The 22,058-nt window shown below is 61.5% G+C and carries 18 protein-coding genes; 12 read left to right on the top strand and 6 right to left on the bottom strand.

The features are described from left to right. Positions 1-17: 17 nt before the first annotated feature. Positions 18-1,547 carry a GNAT family N-acetyltransferase gene (locus D109_RS1000000132465; protein ID WP_017475381.1) on the top strand — a complete coding sequence of 510 codons (1,530 nt, stop codon included), beginning with the start codon at positions 18-20 and terminating at the stop codon, positions 1,545-1,547. Between the two features lie 2 nt (positions 1,548-1,549). On the opposite strand, the gene D109_RS0101755 is transcribed toward D109_RS1000000132465, so the two are convergent. After that, entirely contained in the window at positions 1,550-2,101 is a 552-nt protein-coding gene (locus D109_RS0101755; RefSeq protein ID WP_017475380.1) for a GNAT family N-acetyltransferase, read from the bottom strand. A gap of 438 nt (positions 2,102-2,539) precedes the next feature. On the opposite strand from D109_RS0101755, the gene D109_RS0101750 reads away from it, so the two are divergent. From D109_RS0101750 to D109_RS0101735, 4 genes are all read left to right on the top strand, one after another. Further along, positions 2,540-3,049 carry a sigma-70 family RNA polymerase sigma factor gene (locus D109_RS0101750; protein WP_017475379.1) on the top strand — a complete coding sequence of 170 codons (510 nt, stop codon included), beginning with the start codon at positions 2,540-2,542 and terminating at the stop codon, positions 3,047-3,049. Between the two features lie 9 nt (positions 3,050-3,058). Then, complete coding sequence (locus tag D109_RS0101745) at positions 3,059-4,015, top strand: FecR domain-containing protein (protein WP_017475378.1); 957 nt, start codon at positions 3,059-3,061, stop codon at positions 4,013-4,015. Positions 4,016-4,105: 90 nt separating this feature from the next. Continuing rightward, the gene (locus tag D109_RS0101740) at positions 4,106-5,899 is read left to right on the top strand and encodes an ABC transporter ATP-binding protein (protein ID WP_017475377.1); all 1,794 of its coding nucleotides are present in this window, start codon (positions 4,106-4,108) and stop codon (positions 5,897-5,899) included. Continuing rightward, complete coding sequence (locus D109_RS0101735; RefSeq protein ID WP_017475376.1) at positions 5,893-7,632, top strand: ABC transporter ATP-binding protein; 1,740 nt, start codon at positions 5,893-5,895, stop codon at positions 7,630-7,632. Before D109_RS0101740 ends, D109_RS0101735 begins: the two co-directional genes overlap by 7 nt. An 18-nt stretch (positions 7,633-7,650) precedes the next feature. Here D109_RS0101735 and D109_RS0101730 read toward each other — a convergent pair whose 3' ends face one another. Both D109_RS0101730 and D109_RS0101725 read right to left on the bottom strand, forming a co-directional pair. Beyond that, on the bottom strand, positions 7,651-8,400 hold the full coding sequence (locus tag D109_RS0101730; RefSeq protein ID WP_017475375.1) for a carbonic anhydrase: 750 nt from the start codon (positions 8,398-8,400) through the stop codon (positions 7,651-7,653). A gap of 174 nt (positions 8,401-8,574) precedes the next feature. Then, positions 8,575-10,314: a dipeptidase gene (locus D109_RS0101725; protein ID WP_017475374.1), complete on the bottom strand. Its 1,740-nt coding sequence runs from the start codon at positions 10,312-10,314 to the stop codon at positions 8,575-8,577. Positions 10,315-10,519: 205 nt separating this feature from the next. On the opposite strand from D109_RS0101725, the gene D109_RS0101720 reads away from it, so the two are divergent. Beyond that, entirely contained in the window at positions 10,520-11,437 is a 918-nt protein-coding gene (locus D109_RS0101720) for an ADP-ribosylglycohydrolase family protein (protein ID WP_017475373.1), read from the top strand. A 7-nt stretch (positions 11,438-11,444) separates the two neighbouring features. Here the strand turns inward: D109_RS0101720 and rtcR are convergent, their stop codons facing one another. Continuing rightward, the gene (gene rtcR, locus D109_RS0101715; protein ID WP_017475372.1) at positions 11,445-13,052 is read right to left on the bottom strand and encodes an RNA repair transcriptional activator RtcR; all 1,608 of its coding nucleotides are present in this window, start codon (positions 13,050-13,052) and stop codon (positions 11,445-11,447) included. Between the two features lie 204 nt (positions 13,053-13,256). Between rtcR and D109_RS0101710 the strand changes: the two genes are divergently transcribed. The 5 genes from D109_RS0101710 (at position 13,257) to D109_RS0101690 (ending at position 19,291) form a co-directional block, all read left to right on the top strand. After that, positions 13,257-14,807, top strand: coding sequence for a TROVE domain-containing protein (locus tag D109_RS0101710; protein ID WP_017475371.1), 1,551 nt, complete (start codon positions 13,257-13,259; stop codon positions 14,805-14,807). 331 nt (positions 14,808-15,138) lie between these two features. Beyond that, positions 15,139-16,365 carry an RtcB family protein gene (locus D109_RS0101705; protein WP_017475370.1) on the top strand — a complete coding sequence of 409 codons (1,227 nt, stop codon included), beginning with the start codon at positions 15,139-15,141 and terminating at the stop codon, positions 16,363-16,365. Between the two features lie 36 nt (positions 16,366-16,401). Continuing rightward, entirely contained in the window at positions 16,402-17,196 is a 795-nt protein-coding gene (locus tag D109_RS0101700; RefSeq protein WP_026077715.1) for a nucleotidyltransferase domain-containing protein, read from the top strand. 9 nt (positions 17,197-17,205) lie between these two features. Next, positions 17,206-18,231, top strand: a complete 1,026-nt coding sequence (rtcA, locus tag D109_RS0101695) for an RNA 3'-terminal phosphate cyclase (protein ID WP_017475368.1) — start codon at positions 17,206-17,208, stop codon at positions 18,229-18,231. Between the two features lie 103 nt (positions 18,232-18,334). Further along, a complete protein-coding gene (locus D109_RS0101690; RefSeq protein WP_017475367.1) occupies positions 18,335-19,291 on the top strand; it encodes a Dyp-type peroxidase in 957 nt (318 codons plus the stop codon). Positions 19,292-19,381: 90 nt separating this feature from the next. Here the strand turns inward: D109_RS0101690 and D109_RS0101685 are convergent, their stop codons facing one another. Beyond that, the gene (locus D109_RS0101685; RefSeq protein ID WP_017475366.1) at positions 19,382-20,251 is read right to left on the bottom strand and encodes an undecaprenyl-diphosphate phosphatase; all 870 of its coding nucleotides are present in this window, start codon (positions 20,249-20,251) and stop codon (positions 19,382-19,384) included. A 180-nt stretch (positions 20,252-20,431) separates the two neighbouring features. On the opposite strand from D109_RS0101685, the gene D109_RS0101680 reads away from it, so the two are divergent. Next, on the top strand, positions 20,432-20,947 hold the full coding sequence (locus tag D109_RS0101680) for a GNAT family N-acetyltransferase (protein WP_081253123.1): 516 nt from the start codon (positions 20,432-20,434) through the stop codon (positions 20,945-20,947). 4 nt (positions 20,948-20,951) lie between these two features. Here the strand turns inward: D109_RS0101680 and D109_RS0101675 are convergent, their stop codons facing one another. Then, the gene (locus D109_RS0101675) at positions 20,952-21,908 is read right to left on the bottom strand and encodes a GlxA family transcriptional regulator (RefSeq protein ID WP_017475364.1); all 957 of its coding nucleotides are present in this window, start codon (positions 21,906-21,908) and stop codon (positions 20,952-20,954) included. Positions 21,909-22,058: the final 150 nt, after the last annotated feature.

Here is a 22,058-nt window from a genome sequence, read left to right as displayed (position 1 = left end):
GGCTTGAATCGACTTCCATGACGGATAACGCCCAACACCCCAAGCTGGCATTCAGGCCGGTGAACCTGGATGCGCATCTCGACGTTTGTGTACGTTTCGCCATAGACGCTCAAATTTGCGCCTTCGGGTCGGCAGAACGCTTTCACACAAGCGATGGCAAAGGGACCGAACGTTACGCCGACTGGCTAAGGACCAAGTCGACGGACTTGCCAGGCAGCGTTGTACACGTGTGGCTGGGCGAAGACATCATTGGCCAGATTGAGATGGGCCGGGCGCCGGAGGATTTGACGGTAGGCTACGTGAGCCTTTTTTATCTGGTTCACGATATGCGCGGGCGAGGGCTGGGTAAGTTGCTGGAGGCCTACGCCTGGTCATTTTTGAGCGGGTTGGGTTGTGAGTCACTGCGGCTGTCCGCGACGCCGACCAATACACAGGCACGGCTCTTTTACGAACGGGGTGGCTGGCAAAATTCGGGGCCTCGCAAGGAGGCTCCCCATGTTTGCTTATTCCATAAAAAAGCCAGTGCCGAAGGTGCAGGCCTGCCCGTTGTGATCAACCCGGACGACTATCTGGAAACCGAGTTCGGCAGGGAGTTCACACCTGAGCGCAATCGCCAGGCATGGCAGCTCGCGTATACGCGGTTGAGGCACGAGCTGTCACAGGCGGCAAAGGGCACTCATGTCTACGTGGTCATGGGCGTGCAGGGGGCGGGCAAGTCTCGCTGGGTGTCGGAAAACCTCGGTCGGCTGGGACGTCGGGCAATTGTCTTTGATGCCGCCCTGCCTGCGCGGCGTCATCGGCAGGAGCTGCTGTCCATCGCGAGGGACTATGCAGTCCCGGTGATCGGCATCCTGGTGAGCGCACCGCTGGAGCTGGCGCTGGCGCGAAATGCCCAACGCAATGCTGACAAAAAGGTGCCGGAGGACGCGCTGAAAAGCGTTTTCAGCATGCTCGAGCCACCCAGTGAAGACGAAGGATTCGTCTGGGTGCAAACCATTGAACAACAGGCGCCGCTGCCCACAACCCTGCAAACTGCCCGGATGAGCCTGGTTGCGCCCGACGTGGCGCTTGCTGAAAAACTCGCCGATGCCTTGAACGCCAGCTACGCGCTGCACCGCCGGTTTCTCGTATGGAGCAAGCCGCACTGGACGCTGGAGGACACGCAGGAAAGCCTGCAGCGCGCGGCAAAAGACTTCGATGCACCTGTTGGGGAGAAAAGGTATTTCCTGTTATCTCGCGACGATCCTCAGGCATTGGTGGGCTGTATCGGCCTGCTGCCGCTGGCCGATGAGATTCACAGCTTCGAAGTTGGCTATTGGGGCAATCAGGCTCACGCCGGTCATGGGCTGATGAGGGAGGCATTGACTGCTCTGGTTTTGCAGTTGAGCGGGCACACACTGCGTCTGACCACTTCTTCAGCGAACATATCCAGCCAACGACTGGCTGAGGCGGCGGGATTTGAATGGGTGGAAACCCTTCAAGGCGCGCGGCGCTGCGAGTACTTCGGCGTACGCGATACGCTGGTTTACCGCCGGGCCGCACGCTGACCCTAAAGGTACTCACACTCCCCACGCAGCAGCGAAAGCTGAACCAGGTCTTGATGAGCTCCGTTCCAGTAACCCGCCTGCCTCAACGTTCCTTCACGCACGAACCCGGCTTTCTCAAGCAGGTTCAGTGACCGGGCGTTGTCAGGATGAACCAGCGCTTCGATCCTGTTGAGTTCCATGCGCTGGAACGCCCATCGAAGGGCGGCGTAAACCGCCTCCTTCATGAGCCCCTGTCCCTGTGCCGATTGCGCCATCTCAAACCCGATGGCACAACTGCGCCACGTACGATTCCATTTGAAGAAACCACAGGTGCCGATCAGCGCTGCCGTGGCTATGTCCTCAATCCCCCAGCGAATCCCTGGATTGGGTGACGTGCGCCAACTGGCAAACAGCTCGATCAGTTGCTCCGCTTGACGAGGCTCGGTGATCGGGTCGGCACCGAACCACTTCATTGCTTCAGCGTCGCTATGAATCGCAAACAACCCCGCCGAATCTTCCTGTGTAAGTTCTCTGAGGGTCAGGCGTTCGGTTTTGAGAGTCGGAAAATCGGACACTGCGGGCGTTACCTTTTAGAAAAACGATCCGCTAAGGTGTGTCTTGCATGGCAAAAAATCAATCAAGTGGGCCCGCTCTGCGTGGGGAGTGAAAGCAGAGCTGCTTTTATGTGGGAGCGGGCTTGCTCGCGAAGAACCGGAGGGCGCCGCGTTGAATCAGGATGCCCGCGTCATCGTTAACGACCTTCGCGAGCAAGCCCGCTCCCACATTTGGACCGTGCCCGCTTTGGCTTTTGATTTACAACACTCAAGCCGGGCGGTAGGCCGCTATGCTCTTGATCTTAGGCGCCCCAATAGTCGCCGTTACCTAAAAACGGATAGGCACACATCACCCCACCCAGCCCCTCCACATTGCACCCACGCCCCAGAGCCGATAGTCTTGCCAACCATTACCAAAACCCCAATGCCCCCGGGCCCATTGGGTAAAAGGAGAGGTTTGTGAACAGCGGACAGTTCGCCTTTCAACGCCAGGTTGAAACTCTATACGTCGACCACAACAGCTGGCTGCGCACCGTGCTGCGGCGCAAATTGGGCAACGCATTCGACGCCGCCGACCTGGCCCACGACGTCTACCTGCAACTCATGCGCAAGGGCCAACTCCCGCCCACCGGCGAATCCCGGCGCCACCTGACCCAAATTGCCAACGGCCTGGTCATCGACCTCTACCGCCGTCGCCAGATCGAATCCGCCTACCTGCAAGCCCTGACCCTCTTGCCTGAACCCTGCGCCCCCGATGAAGAAACCCGCGCCCTGGCCATCGAGGCGCTGATCGAAATCGACGCTGCCCTGCACAACCTGCCACCCAAGGCCCGCCAGGCCCTGTTGCTGTGCAAACTCGACGGCCTGAGCTACCGCGAGATCGCCGCCGAGCTGCACGTCTCCGTCTCCTCGGTGGAAAAGTACATCGCCGCCGGCCTGCTGGCCTGCTACCAGGCCCTGCACGGCTGACCCACGGCGATGTCGACCGAACAGCCAATCGCCCCCGATATCATCGAGCGCGCGACCACCTGGATGGCCCGCCTGTGGGCCGATGACGCCAGCGCCCAAGACCACGCCAACTGCCTGCGCTGGCGTGCCGAACACCCCCATCACGAACTGGCCTGGACACGCCTGCTGGGCTTCGAGCAAAAACTCAACAGCGTCCCCGCCGCAGTAGCCAGGCACAGCCTGGCCGAACCCGAAGCGCCCGATTCCCTCAATCGACGCAGCACCCTGCGGCTGCTGGGCCTGTTGGTCGCGGCCGGCGGCCTTGCCTACGGTGTGCGCCGCACCGATGCCTGGCAACTGGCAAGTGCCGGCCATAGCACCCGCACTGGCGAAATTCGCGGAGTCGTATTGCCCGACGGTACCCGCCTGGTGTTGGGCTCGGCCTCGGCGATTGACGTGCAGTTCGACGATCACCAGCGCCTGGTACGGTTGCGGGCCGGCGAGGTGTTCATCACTACCGCGCCGTCACCTCGACCGTTTCGGGTGCAGAGTCGCCAAGGTGTGTTTCAGGCCCTGGGCACGCGCTTCAGCGTCCGCCAATGCGACGACAGCTGTCAGTTGGCAGTGCTTGAGGGCGCCGTACACGTGCAGCCGGACCATGGCCCAGCGGTGCGAGTGGAGGCGGGGCAAGGTGCCACGGTTTCCAGGGGCAAGGTGCACCCGACTGCGGCGGTGACTGACCGCAGCATCGCCTGGGTCAAGGGGCTGTTGGTGGCTGATGGTACCCGGCTCGACGAGCTGATCGCCGAGCTGGCGCGCTACCGCCCCGGAGTGCTGCGCTGTGCGCCGGAGGTGGCGACGCTGCGGGTCAGCGGCGTGTTGCACCTGGACAATACCGACCTGGCCCTGAACAACCTGGCCGCCGCGTTGCCGATACAAGTGGTGAGGCGTACCCGCTATTGGGTGACGGTACGTGCCCCTGCCTGAAAAAAACTTGGGGCTTGATTGAGGGTTTTGGCGGCTCGTTCGGAAGATAAGGTAAGGGCGAGCAAAGGCTCATTCAGTCAGGGAGACTTCATGAGTAACAAGGATGTGGCTACGGCCAAACCCAGGGGGCGGGGCGCGGTCTCGCAAGTGTTGCGGCCGGTGCGCGGGCGACTGATCGCTGCGGCACTGCTGGCTGGTACGGGCAGTATGCTCACGCTGGTGCCGCTGGGGGGCATCGTGCATATCGCCAGGGTCGCCCTCGGCGGGCCGTCCGTGGCCCAGGCATCGGGGGAGGTGTGGTTGACCATCAGCGTCAGCCTGGCGAGCCTGTTCGCGGGCCTGCTGTTGATGACGGTTGCGGAGACAGTCGCGCACCTGGCCGACAACCACATCACTCGCCACCTGCGCCTGGCAATCGCCCAGCGACTGAGCCAGGTGCCGCTGGGCTGGTTCACCGAGCGGGCGTCGGGCGAGGTCAAGCAGGCGATGCAGGACGACATCGGCACCCTGCACAGCCTGACTGCGCATTTCTATACCACCGCCGGGCGTTGCGCCGGGGCAGTGCTGCTGTCGGCGGTGTATCTGTTCTCGGTCGACTGGCGCATGGCGCTGGTATCGCTGTTGCCGTTTCCGGGGTTTTTCCTGTTCTTCAATCGTGGGATGAACGCCAGCGGCAGCACCAGGCAGGCCTTTGTCGAACGCATGACACGGGTCAATAACGCAGTCGTCGAGTTCGTCAACGGCATTGCGGTGGTCAAGGCCTTCGGTGCCATCGGCAAGGCCCACGCCGGCTACCGCAAGGCGGTGGATGACTTCAGCGAAGCCTTTGTTGAGTTCACCCGGCCCCTGGTGGGGACGATGGCCAACGCCAACGCAATGATCGCCCCGGTGACGGTGCTCGCAACGGTGCTGACGTTCGGCCTGGTGTTTATCAGCCTAGGCTGGATCAACGCCGTGGAGGTGCTGCCGTTCGCGATTGTCGCGCCGGGTATTTGTGCGCCGCTGATGTTGCTGAGTTACATCACTCACGACCTGAACAACGCCGTTGGCGCCGCCGAGCGTGTACAGGCACTGCTGGCGACACCGGTGCTGGCACAGGTGGAACCGGGTTCCGAGCGGCTGCCCAAGGACGCCGAGGTACGCGTGGAAAACCTCGGGTACGGCTACGACTCGCAGAACCCGGTACTGTCGAACATCAGCTTCACCCTCAAGCCCGGCACCGTCACCGCCATCGTCGGCGCCTCGGGTTCGGGAAAATCGACCCTGGCGCGCCTGCTGCTGCGTTTTTTTGACCCGACCGAGGGGCGTATCACCCTGGGCGGCGTCGACCTGCGGCAGATCGAGACCTCGCAGCTCTACAACCTGATTGGCTTCGTGTTGCAAGAGGTGCGCCTGGTCCACGCCAGCATTGCGGAAAACATCGCCCTCGGCCGGCCCAGCGCGAGCCGCAAGGAAATCGAGGCGGCCGCCCGGGCCGCGAATATCCACGAATGCATCATCGGCTTGCCACGGGGCTACGCCTCGGTAATCGGCGAGGACGCGCAGCTGTCCGGTGGCGAGCAGCAGCGTATCAGCATCGCCCGCGCGGTATTGCTGGCGCCGCCGGTGCTGGTGCTGGATGAACCCACGGCCGCCGCCGATGCCGGGAACGAGGTGGCGATCCAGGACGCGCTGTCGCGCGTTGCCCAAGGGCGCACGCTGCTGGTGATTGCCCACCGGCTCGACACCGTGATGCACGCCGACCACATCATCGTGCTGGAAAACGGCCGCATCGTTGAACAGGGCAACCATCCCCGACTGATCGCGCAGGAGGGCCGCTACGCGCGCCTGTGGGCGTCGGGCGGCTACAAACAGACCCGCGAACAGGCGCTGCCGATATGCTGAAAACCTTTATCGAACTGTTGGGCGATGACGGGCCAGTCTTGCGTCGCTATGTGGGAAAAGTGGTGTTCTACGGTGCGCTGTGCGGGCTGACCATCGCGGCGCTGGTGCCGGTACTGACCGATATGCTCAACGGTGATCTTGCCGAAGCCGCGTTGTGGCTGGTGGTGTTTCTGGCGGCGGTGGCGACGTGTTGGGCTACGCGACGGGAAGTTGAAAAGGCCGGCGTCGCGGTGGGCGTGGCGGTGCTGCAAGGCGGTCGCCAGCGGATGGGCGATCATGTGGCCGGGCTGCCTGTCGGCTGGTTTACGCCGCGTAACACCGCGCGGCTCAACCAGGTGGTGACCCAAGGCATGATGAACGTCGCCCAACTGCCGGCCCATGTATTTACCCCGGTACTCAGCGGCGTGGTGACGCCGTTGGTGTTGGTGTTGGCGTTGTGTGTGTTGAACTGGAAAATGGGCCTGATCGCCTTGTTGGCATTGCCGATTCTCGGTGCTGCGTTCTGGCTCAGCGCGCGGCTGGGCCGGCGTGCCGACCGGGCGTTCCAGCGCAGCTCGGCCGACACCAGCCAACGCATGCTGGAGTTCGCCCAATCGCAGTCGGTGTTGCGTGCATTCAGCGGCGGCGGTAGCTCGGTGTTCCTGCAGCGGGCGATTGAACAGCAACACGCGACAGGGGCACGCTTGATCCTGCTGTCCGCAACCTCGGTACTGCTGAATATGTGGCTGGTACAAATGGTGTTCGCTGCCTTGTTGATCGCCGCCGCATTGTGGCTTGACGCGTACCTGGGGAATGCCGTGTACATGGGCTCGGTGATCGCGGTGATGGTCTCGCTGTTGCTGGTCAGCCGCTTCATTGACCCGCTGCTGGAGGTGGCCGGCTATGGCGAGACCTTGCGCGGCGCCGGGATGCAACTTGAGGCGGTGCGCGAGATCCTTGCGGCATCGCCGATGAAGGAGCCAAGCGCGCCGCAGTGTCCTCGGGATGCCTCAGTGGAATTGTGCGACGTCAGCTTTCGTCACCCGGGTAGTCCTCGGGACGTACTGCGCGGCGTGAACCTGCGTATTGAGCCTGGCAGCATGACCGCACTCGTAGGGGAATCCGGCTCCGGCAAGACCACGCTCTTGCGGTTGGTCGCGCGTTTTTTCGAGGTCAGCCAGGGCCAGGTGTGTATCGGTGGCGTGGATGTGCGACAGATGTCCAGCGAGCAACTCAACGCGCAGATCAGCCAGATTTTCCAGGACACCTACCTGTTCCAGGGCAGCGTCGCCGACAACATTCGCCTCGGCAAGCCCGACGCCAGCGATGCACAAGTGCTGAAGGCCGCGCGACAGGCCGGCGTGCAAGACATCATCGAGCGTCTGCCCATGGGCCTGTCGACCATCGTGGGTGAGGGCGGGGCACGCCTGTCCGGTGGCGAGCGCCAGCGTGTTGCGATCGCCCGGGCGCTGATCAAGGGCGCGCCGATCCTGTTGGTGGACGAAGCCACCGCTGCACTGGACGCCGAGAACCAGGCGGTCATCGCCGAAACCCTGGCACGGCTGCGCGGCACGTGCACGTTGATCGTGATCGCGCATCAGCTGTCGACGGTGGTGATGGCCGACCAGATCGTGGTGCTTGAAGAGGGCCGGATCGTAGAGCACGGCGCGCCTGAACAACTGACGACCCGCCAGGGGCGCTATGCCCGGTTCCTGGCGCAGCGGCGGGCGTCGAAGGGCTGGCGTATCGCTTAGCGTGCTGTGTAAGCGGCACTAAGCGACCAGTTCGACCTTCCCGCTGTCGAGTCTGTAGAGGCCACCGACGATGCTCAGCTTGCCGCTGGCCAACGCCTCCGATAACAGGTTGGACTCGCTCTTCAGGCGGGCTACGGTGTCTTTGACGTTTTGCGCGATGGCGTTGTCCAGCAGGTCGCCGGGTTGTTTCACGACTTTCTCCACCGAGGGTTTGATCGCGTCTGCAAGGCCCTGGATCTGCCCTGGAAATTTCACCCCGTCTTTCAGTGTCTTGACGCCCGCCGAGACGGCGCCGCAGCGGTCGTGGCCGAGCACCATGATCAGTGGCGTGCCGAGTACCGCTACGGCGTATTCCAGGCTGGCCAGGCCGTCGGTGGTGAGGAAGTTACCGGCCACACGTATCGTGAAAAGGTCACCTCGGGCGGTGTCGAATGCGTACTCCGGGGCAATTCGCGAATCGGCGCAGCCCAGCACGGCGGCGTAGGGGTTTTGCCCATCCACCAGGGCTTCACGCTCAGTCAGAAAATCATAGCGCCGGGTCACGCCGTTGACATAGCGGGCGTTGCCAGCCATCAGGCGAGCCAATGCATGTTTCGGATCCAGCGTGTTCTCGGGTTTGGGGGGAGGTGAGTCACTGGCGGCATGGGCCAGTTGCGTCGGCAGTGCGCTGGCCAGCATCAACGCGCCAGCACCGACGCCGGCCAGGCGCAGGAAGTTGCGTCGTTGATTGACGGTGGGCTTTGATGCGGATTCGCAAGGTTTGCACATCACTTGAGCACTCCTGGGGGAAGATGACGGCTACCCCGATGAGACAGGCGGGGTAATTCCATCAGCGCAGTGTGCGAATACAAGTGTGCGGGGAATGTGGGACTTATCTTAAGCCTCGGCTGATTCGTCGCCGAGTGTGGACCCGCCAGGCAGGCGGGTCCGAAAAAAAGTTCGTCAGAGCTTCGGCAGTTGCCCGATGCGGCCCATCATTTCAGTGACGATCTGCAGGTCCAGCAGGAACTGGTCAACGGTCTTGAACTCGCTGTCGGTATGGCCGGTGTACTTGACCTCCGGCCGTGCCAGGCCGAATTGCACGCCATTCGGTAACTCATGCACCGAGGTAGCGCCGGCGGAAGTGCCGTACTTGTGCTCCATGCCCAGGTTCTCGCTGGCCACCGCCAACAGCGCCTTGACCCACTCGCCTTCAGGGTTGCGGTACATCGGCTCGGCGATCGAATAGTCGAAGCTCACGGCCACGTGGTTCTGTTTGGTCCAGGCTGCCAGTTTGTCGGCGATTTCAGCCTTGAGCGCTTCTGGCGACTTGCCTTTTGGCACCCGCAGGTTCACTGCAAGCTTGAAGGCTTTGTCATCCTCACCCACATAGGTCAGCGACGTAGTCAGCGGCCCCATGAACGCATCGGAGAAGCCCACACCCAACTTGCCACCCAGGTAATCCAGGCCCCAGTTGTTGGCGGCATAACGCGCGGCGTCGGTGAACTGGTTGTGCTTGAGCGCGACCTTGCCGTCGAGGCTGTTGAGGAAGTCGAGCATTCGGGCCACCGGGTTTACCCCGGATTCTGGCTCGGAGGAGTGGGCAGACACACCGGTGACGGTCAACTGAACGTCCTTGCCGACCACCTTGGCCGCCACTTCAAAGTCGCCGCCATTGCGCTTGGCGTATTCGCTACCGGCCTTTTGCAGGCTGGCGGCCAGTTCGGCAGGTTTGTCGCTGAGCAATGTCACCACCGACGCCGATGGAATCTGGTTGGTGGCCTTGCCGCCGGTCATCGAGATGATTTCTGCGCCTTTGCCGTCAGCCTTGCGCTTGGGGAACTTGGCCATCACCGTGCCGTAGCCTTTCTCGGCGATCACCACCGGGTAGCCGCCATCCAGCGCCAGGTTGTAGTTGGGCGTGGGGTTGTGCTCGAAATAGTACGGGATCGCGTCGCCGGAGGTTTCCTCGGTGGTGTCCACCAGCAGCTTGAAGTTGCGTGCCAGCGGCAGCTTCTCTTCCTTGATCACCTTCATCGCGTACATCGCCACCACGATGCCGTTCTTGTCATCCTCGGTACCGCGGCCATACATGCGGTCGCCGATCAGCGTGACCTTGAACGGATCGAGCTTGGTGCCGTCCTTGAGCACCCAGTTTTCCGGGGTGACCGGTACCACGTCGGCGTGAGCATGGATACCGACGACTTCATCGCCGCTGCCTTCCAGGGAGATCTCATACACGCGGTTGTCGATGTTGCGGAAGTTCAGGTTGAACGACTCGGCCAGGCTCTTGATCTTGGCGGCGATCTTGATGAACTCGGGGTTGTCGTGCTGGGCCACGCCGGCCACCTGAAAGGTCGGGATCTCCACCAGTTCACGCAGGGTTTCAGTGGCGGCAGCGCCGTACTTCACCCGCGCATAAAGGCCCAGCAGGCGATGGATTTCATTCTGCTGGTCGGCGGTCAGGTCCTTGTTGTCGAGGAAGCCACTGATAGCCGGGCCGAGGTTGTCGCTCTTCGCCACGTCGCTCTTGGCCAGGCTGCCGAGAAACTGCCTGAAATCCTTGACTGAAGCGTCACTGAAGGTCTTCAGGATGATCGCGTTCTGTTGCGGGGTGAGGTTGGCTTGAGCTTGGGTGGTGAACACCGAAAGGCTGGCGGCCATCAGGGTGGCTACGGCCAGTTGCTTGAGGGAAAAATCCATTGCTGGGGGCATTCCTTTGCAGAGAGTGAGTGAGAAATGTCTGATCGAAAGGTCAGAAACAATTTCACACACTACCATCGGGAGGCCGTAGGAGGGGAGTGCCTGAGTGGGAAATTTCCCATAGAAATGCACGGCAACCCATTGAGCGGAAAGCTCCGGTATGGTTTTTCTGTCAGGGTGTTAGTTGTGCAAAGGAGTGAGATTGATGATGCTTTCAGACCGTTACCGCGGCAGCCTGCTTGGGCTGGCCTGTGGTGATGCAGTAGGGACCACGGTTGAGTTCATGCGCCGTGGGTCGTTTGCCCCGGTCACCGATATGGTGGGAGGTGGGCCGTTCCAGCTTTTGCATGGCCAGTGGACGGATGATACGTCCATGGCGCTGTGTCTGGCCGAAAGCCTGCTGCGCAAGAATGGTTTCGACGCTGGCGATCAGATGGGGCGTTATTTGAACTGGTGGAAGTGGGGCTACCTGAGTGCTACGGGGGAGTGTTTCGATATCGGCACAACCGTTCGTGATGCATTGACGAAGTATCAGTACACGGGCGATCCGTTCGCGGGCTCTACCGACCCGTACTCGGCGGGTAACGGGTCAATGATGCGTCTGGCCCCGGTGGTGCTGTTCTGTTTCCCTGATGCCGAGCGTTTGCGGGAGTTTACCGTCGACAGTTCCCGCACCACTCATGGCGCGTTGGAGGCGATTGAATGTTGCCTGGTGCTGGCGGAGTGTATTTCCAATGCGCTGCGTGGGGCTTCGAAAGCGCAGGTACTAAAGGTTGACTATCTGGACTTGAGCGAACCCAACGTTGTGGACATTGCTGATGGGCACTACCTCGATAAGGCGCGCAGCGACATCGTTGGTTCAGGTTACGCGGTGGCTTCGCTTGAAGCTGCGCTATGGTGTTTTCATCACAGCAACAGCTTTGCCGAGGCCGTGCTGGCTGCGGCAAACCTGGGGGATGACGCCGACACTACTGCGGCGATCGTGGGTCAGTTGGCTGGTGCGTATTACGGCGTTCAGGGCATTCCAATCGAGTGGTTGGGCAAGGTGTGGCAGCGTGAAGAAATTCAGGAGACTGCCGATGCGTTGTTTCAGGCGGCACAAGGTCAGGCTGCCGCACTATAGGTGTCCGTCAGCCCTTCAACTCCGCCAACTGTTTCCACTCAATCGAAAACCGCGCCAGGTATTTGCGTAGTCGGTCGGCATCGTTCGGTTGCGCCTTGGCCTGCCGGGAGACGCCGAACAGGCGGCGTCCGGCTTCGGAAATACTGTCGCACTGGCGGCAGGTTTCTATGACGGCGTTGAGTTGCAACTGGTCGAACAGGTCCAGTTCGGTATCGACGCCCAGGCGTGACAGCCAATCGTTTTGCGGCGACGCCAGGCCCCAGGCGTAACGCAGTCGGTCGATTTCTTCCTGGGTCTGGTTTTCGTCGATGCGCCCGCTGTCCGCCAGGGTGGCCATGCGCGTGATGGAGGCAGACAGTTCGCGAAAGTTGCCCAGCCATACCGCTTCGCTGGAGCAGGCAAAGGCGAGGTAGCGCCGCCGGGCTTCGAGGTTGAAGCGCACCACTTGGCCCTGTTCGCGGGCGTGGCGTTCCAGTTCGAAGTCGATGTTGGGCTCGATGTCTTCGCGGCGTCCAGCAAGGCCTGGCAGGTCGAAGGTCCAAAGGTTGATCCGGGCGTACAGGTCTTCGCGGAACAGCCCTTCGGCGACGCGGCCGCGCAGGTCGCGGTGGGTGCCGGCGATGATCAGGAAGTCGCTGGTGACTTCCTGGTCGCCACCGAGGGGGAAGAAGCGTTTCTCTTCGACGGCCTTGAGCAGCATCGCCTGTTCGTCGAGCCCAAGCTCGCCAATTTCATCCAGGAACAACATGCCGCCATCTGCCGCGCGCAGCAAACCCTCGCGGGCGTTCTGGGCGCCGGTGAAGGCGCCTTTGATATGGCCAAACAGCGCCGACATCGCGCCATCGCCGCGCAAGGTGGCGCAGTTCACTTCAACAAAACGCCCCTGGACCTGATGCCGGCTGCGCTTGAGTTCGTAGATGCGCCGCGCGAGGAATGACTTGCCGGCACCGGTAGGACCGATCAGCAGCATCGGCGCCTTGGAGCGCACGGCCACGCGTTCGATCTGTTCGATGGAGCGGTTGAAGGCCGGATTGCGTGTAGCGATTCCGGATTTGAGGAAGGCCAGGCTTTCCAGGCGCTTGTGGGCGAAGCGTGAAGCGATGCGGTCGTAACGCGACAGGTCGAGGTCGATCAGCGCATGGGTGCCGGTGGCACGTTCCTCTTCGTTGCGGCGGCGAGCCGGGGACGTCTGGATCAAGCGCGCTGGCAGATAGCGCGCTTCCGTCAGCAGGAACCAGCAGATTTGCGCAACGTGGGTGCCGGTCGTGATGTGAACCAGGTAGTCCTCGTGGTCGGTATCGAAGCGGTAGCCGGTGGTGAAGTCGTGCAGCGCGCCGTACACCTCCTCGAAATCCCAAGGGTTCTTCAGGTGCATGGGGTGTAGCCGCACCTCGGTTTCCGGTGATACCTGCTGGATATCGTCGCGTACTCGCTGCGCCAGGCTGATGTCTCGTGCGTCGACGCCGTGAATCAACTCCAGTCGATCAATCAGTACTTCCTGTTGCTGGCAGAGGCCCACGCTGGGCCGCCAATGGTTCCAGCGATTGGCGCCTTTGCCGACCCGGTCCAGGGTTGAACCGATAAAACCAATGGCGACCGTGCGCTTTTGAATCATAGCGATACCAAAATATAGATGGCGATATGTAAGGATAAGTAATTTCTGAGGGGAATGTCATCGCAGTCGAGTCGATTAGTTATTTAAATTAAAAATATTCATATAAAACAAATAGATAAAAATATTTAACGGCGGAAATAAAAAACTGGCATGGCAGCTGCAATAACTCTCGCAACGGAACACACAACAGAGCGAGACGCCGCGATGGCCAACTCCCAGATCTTCAACACCCAGCAGGCGAAACTGCCTGCATGCGACACCTTGAACGCTACACAGGTACCGGCTTATGCCTACAGCGCCAAGCACAAGCTGGCCCAGTTGGCAGTCACCGGTTGCCTGAACCAGACCTTCCACGCGTCGGCTGAAAGCCAGCTGGAGAGCGTGTTGCAGTTGGCCGGCGAGCTGGACAGCCGCTATGTCGCCAAGGTTGCGTGCTATGCCCGCCGCCAAGGCCACATGAAAGACATGCCGGCGCTGCTGTTGGCCGCGTTGGTGGCCCAGCGTTCGGTGATGGTGCCGCAGGTGTTCGAGAAGGTAGTGGACAGCGGCAAGATGTTGCGCAACTTCGTGCAAATCCTGCGCAGCGGTGTGACGGGGCGCAAGTCCCTGGGCTCGCAGCCCAAGCGCTTGGTGCAGAACTGGTTGAACACGGCGACGGAGCGTCAGCTTCTGCAGGCGGCGGTAGGTAATCAGCCGTCGCTGGCGGACGTGGTGAAAATGGTTCACCCCAAGCCCACTGAGCCATGGCGTGAAGCGTTCTTCGCCTGGTTGATCGGGCGGCCGGTGGACGTACAAGCCTTGCCGGAGTTGACGCGGGCCTTGCTCGCCTTCCGTAGTGGTTCGACCACTGAAGTGCCGGCGGTGCCGTTCCAGTTACTGGGGAACGAGAAGCTCAGCAAAGAACAATGGGCTGCCCAGGCCGATAACATGGGTTGGCAGGCGCTGCGCATGAACCTTAATACCTTTGCACGCCAAGGCGCGTTCGAGGTGCCAGGGTTCGCATGGCAAGTGGCAGCGCGGTTGGCGGAGGCAGAGGCGATCGCTAAGGCGCGGGTTTACCCGTACCAGTTGCTGGCGGCGTATCGGATGGCGGGGGATGACGTGCCAGCCTGTGTACGTGAAGCTTTGCAAGACGCCCTTGAGTTGTCCCTGGCCAACGTGCCGGTGTTGCAAGGTTCGGTGGTGGTTTGCCCTGATGTGTCGGGCTCGATGCACAGCTCGGTCACCGGGTATCGCGAGGGAGCCACCAGCGCTGTGCGTTGCATTGATGTGGCGGCCTTGATCGGCGCGGCGATCTTGCGCAAGCAGCCAGACGCACGCTTGATGCCGTTTGAGAACCATGTGGTGGATATCCGCCTCAACCCGCGCGACAGCGTGATGAGCAATGCGCAGAAGCTGGCAGCCATCGGCGGAGGCGGGACTAACTGTTCGGCTCCGCTGGCGAAAATAGCCAGCGCCAAAATGAAAGTGGATACGGTGATCCTGGTGTCTGACAACGAGTCGTGGATTGACGCAAGGCGTCAACGTGGTACCGAAACCATGCGCCAGTGGGAGCTGATCAAGCAGGTCAACCCGCAAGCGCGGTTGGTGTGTATCGATATGCAGCCCGGTGCAACCACGCAGGCTGCAGACCGCCAGGATATTTTGAATGTGGGAGGCTTCAGTGATGCGGTATTTGATGTGGTCGCGCAGTTCGCCGAAGGGCGCTACGGTGCTCAACATTGGGTGCAGGCGATTGAAGCAGTAGACGTTTGATTTCACCGGCGCTGAATGCCGACGGGACTACATCCAAGACGTCTCGTCAGACCCTTGTCAGCGCCAGTGAAGGCACGAATGCCTGTGGCTGTACATCTTTGGTAAGCCGGTATGTTCCGGCGCTCAGTTACACTTTTTGTCGTGCCACCTTATTACGATTGCCTCGGCGAATGCCGGTGAAACTACAGTACGGAATGGTCGCGGGTTCGAGTCCCGCCAGTCGCAAGACTGTAGCTCAGAGGGAGAGCGTGCCGCATGTTTCACCCCTCTTTTGTCGCCGTCTGTTTATTAGAAACGCCGCGCCTGCGGCACATAAAAAAGAATCGAGATCATGCAAGAGAAGACCTACCAACTGCTGGAAGTTGCCAACGGCAAGCCCATCAAGCTCTGGACCCAAGGGGTACCGGTTGAACCAGAGGCTCGCCAGCAACTGATGAACACGGCGAAGATGCCGTTCATTTTCAAACACCTCGCGGTGATGCCGGATGTGCATCTGGGCAAGGGCTCGACCATTGGCAGCGTGATCCCCACCGTGGGCGCGATTATCCCAGCCGCGGTTGGCGTCGATATCGGCTGCGGCATGATTGCGGCACGGACCTCGCTGACTGCCGCCGACCTGCCGGATAACCTCCACGGCCTGCGCTGCGCGATCGAGGCGGCGGTGCCCCATGGTCGCACCAGTGGCCGTAACGGGCGTGACAAGGGTGCCTGGGACACTGTTCCGCAGCAGGCCGACCAGGCTTGGGCGGCGTTGCAGCCACGCTTCAAAACGATCACCGACAAGCACCCGAAACTGAAGAACACCAACAACCGCCAACACTTGGGGACGCTGGGTTCGGGTAACCACTTTGTCGAAGTTTGCCTGGATGAAGCCAACCGGGTCTGGTTCATGTTGCACAGCGGCTCCCGTGGCGTCGGCAACGCCATCGGTAACCTGTTTATCCAGTTGGCTCAACAGGACATGCGTCAGCACATCGCCAACCTGCCGGATCGCGACCTGGCTTACTTCGAGGAAGGCAGCCAGCACTTCGATGACTATGTGGAAGCGGTCGGCTGGGCCCAGGATTTTGCCCGTCAGAACCGCGAGATGATGATGCGGGCGGTGGTTGAGGCGACGCGCAAGGTGATCCACAAACCGTTTGAAGTGGCGCTGGAGGCGGTGAACTGCCACCACAACTATGTGCAAAAAGAGCGGCATTTCGGTGAGGACATTCTGGTCACTCGCAAGGGTGCGGTGTCGGCAAAGAAGGGTGAGCTGGGGATTATTCCCGGCTCCATGGGTGCGAAAAGTTTCATCGTGCGCGGGCTGGGTAACGAGGAGTCGTTTTGCTCCTGCAGCCATGGTGCTGGCCGGACCATGAGCCGCACCAAGGCCAAAAACACCTTCACGGTGGCCGACCAGGTTCGGGCAACGGCCCACGTGGAATGCCGCAAGGACGCCTCGGTAATCGATGAGATTCCGATGGCCTACAAGGACATCGACCAAGTCATGCACGCCCAGCGCGAGCTGGTGGAAGTGCTGCACACCTTGCGTCAGGTGGTGTGCGTGAAGGGATAAAGTCTGGAATTTGATGTTTGTACAGGAGCATTAAACATGAATAGGGAACAGGACGACCGTCATCCCCTCAGTCTCGCCATGCGCGAAAGGGTCTTGCTTGAGCTGGAGCGCATAGAGCGCGAGCGAAACGTTACGGTGCTGTATGCCTGTGAATCCGGCAGTCGTGCCTGGGGCTTTGCGTCCACCGACAGTGATTACGACGTGCGTTTCGTCTATGTGGAAAAGCCGGACTGGTTTGTCCAGGTGGATACGCCACGGGACGTGATCGAACGCCCGCTGGACGATGAGCTGGATATCAGCGGCTGGGAGTTGCGCAAGACCCTCGGCCTGCTGCGTAAATCCAACCCGACGCTGCTGGAGTGGCTCGATTCGCCGCTGGTCTATCGCAGCGAAACGCCTGCGACTTCGCGCCTGCGGGCTCTGGCGGAAGCGTTCTACAGCCCGCCAGCCGCCCGCGGTCACTATTTGTCGATGGCCAGGAAGAGTTTTCGTGGGTACCTGCAAGGCGACACGGTGCGCTTCAAGAAGTACTTCTATGTGCTGCGGCCGTTGCTGGCGGTGCGCTGGATCGACCTTGGTCTAGGGCGGCCACCGATGACATTTGCCGACCTGTTGTCGACGGTCACGGACCCGCTCTTGCTGGATGAAGTGGCGACGCTGCTGGCCCTCAAGCGTAATGCCGGGGAAGCCGCCTATGGACCCAGGCGCCCGGCGTTGCACCGGTTTATCTCGGCGGAGCTTGAGCGCGAAGTCCCAAAATTGCCACGTACCCAGGAACACACTCACTTGCTGGACCACTACCTGAGGGAAACGGTAAAGCACTACGCATAAGGAATGGATATGAACCAGGATGTGATCGAGCTGGACGGCGCCATGGGCGGCGGCCAGGTGTTGCGCAGTGGCCTGAGCCTGTCGATGGTGACGGGGCGCACGCTGCGGATTAAAAACATTCGCGCCAGGCGCAGTCGGCCAGGGCTGCTGCGCCAGCACCTGACAGCAGTGCTGGCAGGCGCCCGGGTATGCGGCGCTCGGATCGAAGGCGCCGAGCTGGGCTCCCAGGCGTTGCTGTTTGAGCCGGGGCCTATCCAGGGTGGGGACTTTAAGTTCTCTATCGGCACGGCAGGCAGTTGCTCGCTGGTATTGCAGACAGTCTTGCCGGCGTTGCTGCTGGCTTCGCAAGCCAGTCGCATCAGCATTTGCGGAGGTACCCACAATCCGCTGGCGCCGCCGGTGGATTTTCTTGAGCGCGCGTGGTTGCCGCAGTTGCGGCGCATGGGGGCCAGGGCCGAGCTGACGCTGGTGCGTCATGGCTTTGTGCCGGCGGGCGGTGGCGAGCTGGTGGCGTTTATCCATCCAAGCACATTGATGCCATTGCACCTCATCGAGCGCGGTGAGTTGCAGGGCTCCCACGCCACCACACTGAGTGCCGGGTTGCCCGTGCATGTGGCCGAGCGTGAGCTGGCGCGTGTTCGTCAGCGGCTGGCGATCAAGCAAGAGCAGTTGCACGCGGTGAACCTTGACGCGGAGCACGGGCCAGGCAATGTCCTGATGCTGGAATATGCACATGAGCACGTCACTGAAATGTTCAGCGCATTTGGCCAGGCCAGGTTGCGCGCAGAGGCGGTGGCCGATCAAGCCATCGAGCAGGCGCTCGAGTGGCTTGCCAGCGAAGCGGTCGTCGCCGAGCATCTGGCCGACCAGCTATTGCTGCCGATGGCGCTCGCAGGCGGCGGCAGTTTCACCACGTTGCGGATGACCGAGCACCTGCAGAGCAACATGGCGGTGATTCAGCGGTTTTTGCCGGTGGTAATTGAGATCCACGAACAAGGCCCTCAATTACTGAGGATTGAATGCCGGGCGTTGTAGCCCGGCAGGCGGGACCACCCTCTAGCGCCGAGCCGCGACCGTCCTTCTTCTGTCTGCTAATCTGCGTTCGTTGAAATCTCGACCGCCACCCGTGGACCTCTCAATGACAACCCCAACCGATTCAAGCCTTGAACCCCAATCCGTCTGCAGCCCGATCACCAGCAGCGCCATTTTCATGGTCGCCACCCTGGCTCCTGGCAGCGACTCGGCCGAAGCAGTACGCAGTTGGTGCGCCGATGTTGCCGGCCTGGTGCGTTCAGTCGGCAAGCGTGTGCCGGCGGGCAACCTTTCCTGTGTCGCAGGTTTCGGCTCAAAGGCGTGGGACGCGCTGTTCGGCAGCCCGCGCCCGGCGGCATTGCATCCGTTCAAGGAGGTCGGCGTGGCAGGGCGCCTGGCACCGGCCACGCCGGGGGATATCCTGCTGCACATCCGTGCCGATCAGATGGACCTGTGTTTTGAGTTGGCCACGCAGTTGATGGCCGCGCTGGGCGATTCAGTGACAGTGGTGGACGAGGTCCAGGGGTTCCGCTACTTCGACATGCGCAGCATCATCGGTTTTGTCGACGGTACCGAGAACCCGGTCGGGCGCAAGGCGGTGGGGTTCACCATCGTCGGGGAAGAGGATCCGGCGTTCAGCGGCGGCAGCTATGTAATGGTGCAGAAGTACCTGCACAACATGAAGGCCTGGAATGAATTGTCGGTGGAGGCGCAGGAGCGTGTGATCGGGCGGACCAAGCTGTCGGACATCGAACTCGACGACGCGGCCAAGCCGACCAATTCCCACAGTGCGCTGACCACCATCACCAAGGACGGCGAGGAAGTGAAGATCCTGCGGGACAACATGCCCTTTGGCCGGCCGGGTGCGGGGGAATTCGGGACGTACTTCATCGGCTACGCGCGGTCGCCGGAGCCTTTGGAGTTGATGCTGGAGAACATGTTTGTCGGTCGCCCGGCCGGCAACTATGACCGCCTGCTGGACTTCAGCACGGCGGTCACCGGCGGCCTGTTTTTCATACCGTCAGCGGATTTGCTCGAAGAACTGGCCGACCGCGCTCCGTAGGCGCGAGCTTGCTCGCGAAAAACGCCCAGGCACCGTGTTTATCCAGGCTGGGCGCGTCATCGTTAACGACCATCGCGAGCAAGCTCGCTCCTACAGGAACCCGGTGCTCACCGCCACAATCAGGAACACCCCCAGCACCGCACGGTAGATCACGAATGGCCAGGTGGAGAACCGCTCCAGGAACTTCATCAGGCCCCAGATCGCGAAGAACGCCGAGACACTGGCGACCACCAGGCCAAAGATCAGGTGCGGCCAGGCATGGGCCGGAAGGTCGGCGTGGAACAACACCCACAGCTCCTTCAACCCCGCGAGGGCGATTGCCGGCAAGCCCAGCAGGAACGAAAACCGTGCCGCTTCTTCACGCTTGAAGTTGAGGAACAGTGCGGCGGTCAGGGTTGAACCCGAGCGGGAAACCCCCGGAATCAGCGCGCCGATTTGCGCAATGCCGACAATCAGTGCATCCCGCAGGCGCATTTCGCCCACCGTGCGCTTATGCCTTGCGCTGAGTTCGGCCGCGGCCAGCAGCACCGCCATCACCAGGCAGGAAATCCCGATCACCATCAGCCCGCGCAACGGCGAGTTGCATGAGTTGAGCGTCGACGACAAGGCAATGCCGGCGATACCGATCGGAATCGTCGCCAGCACAATGGCCACCGCCAGCTTGAACCACTGGTTGTTGTAGTCGCCCTGGCGCACCGCGCTGATGCTGCCCACGGTGACCTGGCGCACATCCTTCCAGAAGTAACTGACCACCGCTGCCAGTGCGGCCAGTTGCATGGCCGCGGAAAACGCCGAGCCGGGATCCGGCCAGCCGAGCAGGGCGGGCACGATGCGCATGTGGGCGGTGGAAGACACGGGCAGCAATTCGGTGATGCCCTGAATGATGCCCAGGATGCCGATTTGCAGGTAATCCAGGGATGCAAAGCCGACATCGAGGCCGCTGGTGCAGACGTTTGTCAAAGTACTTATCCTGAAAACGAGGGGAGGGAAGTGCTGCGGAGTTTAGTCTAACTTTGTAATGATTTTGTCGTTGACAAGAGAAAAGCGCGATCGGTTCAGCCAACAGAAAGCTTCGCCGGTGTATTGGCATTGCCTGTGGCTTTGTTGACAATGGCGCCCTGTTTTTTTGCCGAGATGCCCATGCCTGCAATCCCCGATACCACCGTCGAATTGATCGAGGCCGGCCCGGAACACGCCGCGCTGATCGCCAACCTTTACCAGTTCTACGCCTACGAGTCCTCGGACTGGGAACAGGAAGACGTCGAGGTGGACGGCCGCTTCTACATCCATGAGGAGCACCTGGCCCGCTATTGGGAAGACCCGCAGTGGAGCGCCAACCTGCTGCTGGTGGACGGCTATATCGCCGGCTTCCTGCTGATTGAAGGCAGCGAATTGCCGGGGATTGATGCGCTGGAACTGGCGGACCTGTTCATCTTGAAACGCTACCGCCGCAAGGGCATTGGCCGCGCCATCGCTACTCAGGTATTGAGCAGCGGCGAGGCGAATTGGCTGGTGCGGTTCTATGACCAGGATGAAGTGAGCCAGGCGTTCTGGCGCACGGTGCTGGATAACCTGCCGCGCCCGGTGCAGGCCATTGAACTGGATGATGAGCCGAACCTGCTGAGCTTCCTGGTGACGCGGGCGGCGCTGCACTGAGGCATCAGCTAAACGCTGCGCCAGCCCCTGCACTGAACAGCGCCGCCTGCATCGTCTGAGGCGGCTGCCCGAATGCGCGCAGGAACGCCTGGCGCATCCGTTCGCGATCACCGAATCCGGTCTCGCGGGCGACCACTTCCACCGGATGCCGGCTGGTTTCCATCATCGTCCGGGCCGCTTCCACCCGCAGGGACTCAATGGCCTTGGCCGGGGTTTGCCCGGTCTCCTCGCGAAACACCCGGCTGAACTGGCGCGGGCTGAGCCGCGCCACGGCCGCCAGCGCTTCGACTGAAAGGTCGTGAGTCAGGTTCTCCCGAGCGTAGGCCAGTGCCAGTTGCACGCGGTCGGATTTGGGGTCCAGTTCCAGCAGCGCCGACAGTTGCGACTGTTCGCTGCCACGCCGCTGGGCAATCACCAGCTTGCGCGCGATGCGGCGGGCGAGGTCGCTGCCCAAGTCGTTCTCCACCATCGCCAGGGCCAGGTCCACCCCGGCGCTCATGCCGGCACCAGTCCATATCTGGCCGTCGACGACGAACAGTTTGTCTTCTTCCAGGCGAATCTGCGGGTAACGCTTGGCGAACGCCGGCGCATGCAGCCAGTGGGTGGTGGCGCGCTTGCCCTCGAGCAACCCGGCTTCGGCCAGCACGAAGATGCCCATGCACAGCGAAGCAATGCGCCGGGATTGCTTGGAGGCCGCCTGGACCAGCCGCAGCAGGTTAGCATCAGGCAGTTGGAACTCCAGGTAGCCGCTGACGATCAATGTGTCATAACCCTCGGGCCGGATCGGCGTGCTGTTCACCGAGAACCCCTGGGACGTCATGATCGGGCCGCCACTCTCCGACACCAGGTGAAACTCATAGGCCTGCTCGCCCCGCAGCAGATTCGCGCACTCGAACACCGAGCCCAGGCTAAGGCTGAGGGATTGAAAGTTCGGGTAAACCATCAGCGCAATGCTGTGCATCTCATCTCTCCAAGGGGCGCGGAGCGGAGATTGTCGGCGTGTAACAGGTAAACGGCAACCGGCTTGGCACAATGTCCGGAATCCTTGCGGACATGACATTGTGCGGTGTTGGCCCGGCTCCTAAGCTTTACTCCATTCCATCCCACATCA

The sequence above is a fragment of the Pseudomonas sp. PAMC 26793 genome, from assembly GCF_000313235.1.
Lineage (GTDB): Bacteria > Pseudomonadota > Gammaproteobacteria > Pseudomonadales > Pseudomonadaceae > Aquipseudomonas > Aquipseudomonas yamanorum.
The sequence above is the reverse complement of the archived record's forward strand: the minus strand, read 5'-3'. Positions and strand labels throughout refer to the sequence as shown.

Bases quoted from the DNA above. Each gene is read 5' to 3' on its own strand.
- D109_RS1000000132465 (WP_017475381.1), top strand. From the start codon at position 18: ATGACGGATAACGCCCAACACCCCAAGCTGGCATTCAGGCCGGTGAAC.
- D109_RS0101745 (WP_017475378.1), top strand. From the start codon at position 3,059: ATGTCGACCGAACAGCCAATCGCCCCCGATATCATCGAGCGCGCGACC.
- D109_RS0101740 (WP_017475377.1), top strand. From the start codon at position 4,106: ATGAGTAACAAGGATGTGGCTACGGCCAAACCCAGGGGGCGGGGCGCG.
- D109_RS0101735 (WP_017475376.1), top strand. From the start codon at position 5,893: ATGCTGAAAACCTTTATCGAACTGTTGGGCGATGACGGGCCAGTCTTG.
- D109_RS0101730 (WP_017475375.1), bottom strand. From the start codon at position 8,400: ATGTGCAAACCTTGCGAATCCGCATCAAAGCCCACCGTCAATCAACGA.
- D109_RS0101725 (WP_017475374.1), bottom strand. From the start codon at position 10,314: ATGGATTTTTCCCTCAAGCAACTGGCCGTAGCCACCCTGATGGCCGCC.
- D109_RS0101720 (WP_017475373.1), top strand. From the start codon at position 10,520: ATGATGCTTTCAGACCGTTACCGCGGCAGCCTGCTTGGGCTGGCCTGT.
- rtcR (WP_017475372.1), bottom strand. From the start codon at position 13,052: ATGATTCAAAAGCGCACGGTCGCCATTGGTTTTATCGGTTCAACCCTG.
- D109_RS0101710 (WP_017475371.1), top strand. From the start codon at position 13,257: ATGGCCAACTCCCAGATCTTCAACACCCAGCAGGCGAAACTGCCTGCA.
- D109_RS0101705 (WP_017475370.1), top strand. From the start codon at position 15,139: ATGCAAGAGAAGACCTACCAACTGCTGGAAGTTGCCAACGGCAAGCCC.
- D109_RS0101700 (WP_026077715.1), top strand. From the start codon at position 16,402: ATGAATAGGGAACAGGACGACCGTCATCCCCTCAGTCTCGCCATGCGC.
- rtcA (WP_017475368.1), top strand. From the start codon at position 17,206: ATGAACCAGGATGTGATCGAGCTGGACGGCGCCATGGGCGGCGGCCAG.
- D109_RS0101690 (WP_017475367.1), top strand. From the start codon at position 18,335: ATGACAACCCCAACCGATTCAAGCCTTGAACCCCAATCCGTCTGCAGC.
- D109_RS0101680 (WP_081253123.1), top strand. From the start codon at position 20,432: ATGCCTGCAATCCCCGATACCACCGTCGAATTGATCGAGGCCGGCCCG.
- D109_RS0101675 (WP_017475364.1), bottom strand. From the start codon at position 21,908: ATGCACAGCATTGCGCTGATGGTTTACCCGAACTTTCAATCCCTCAGC.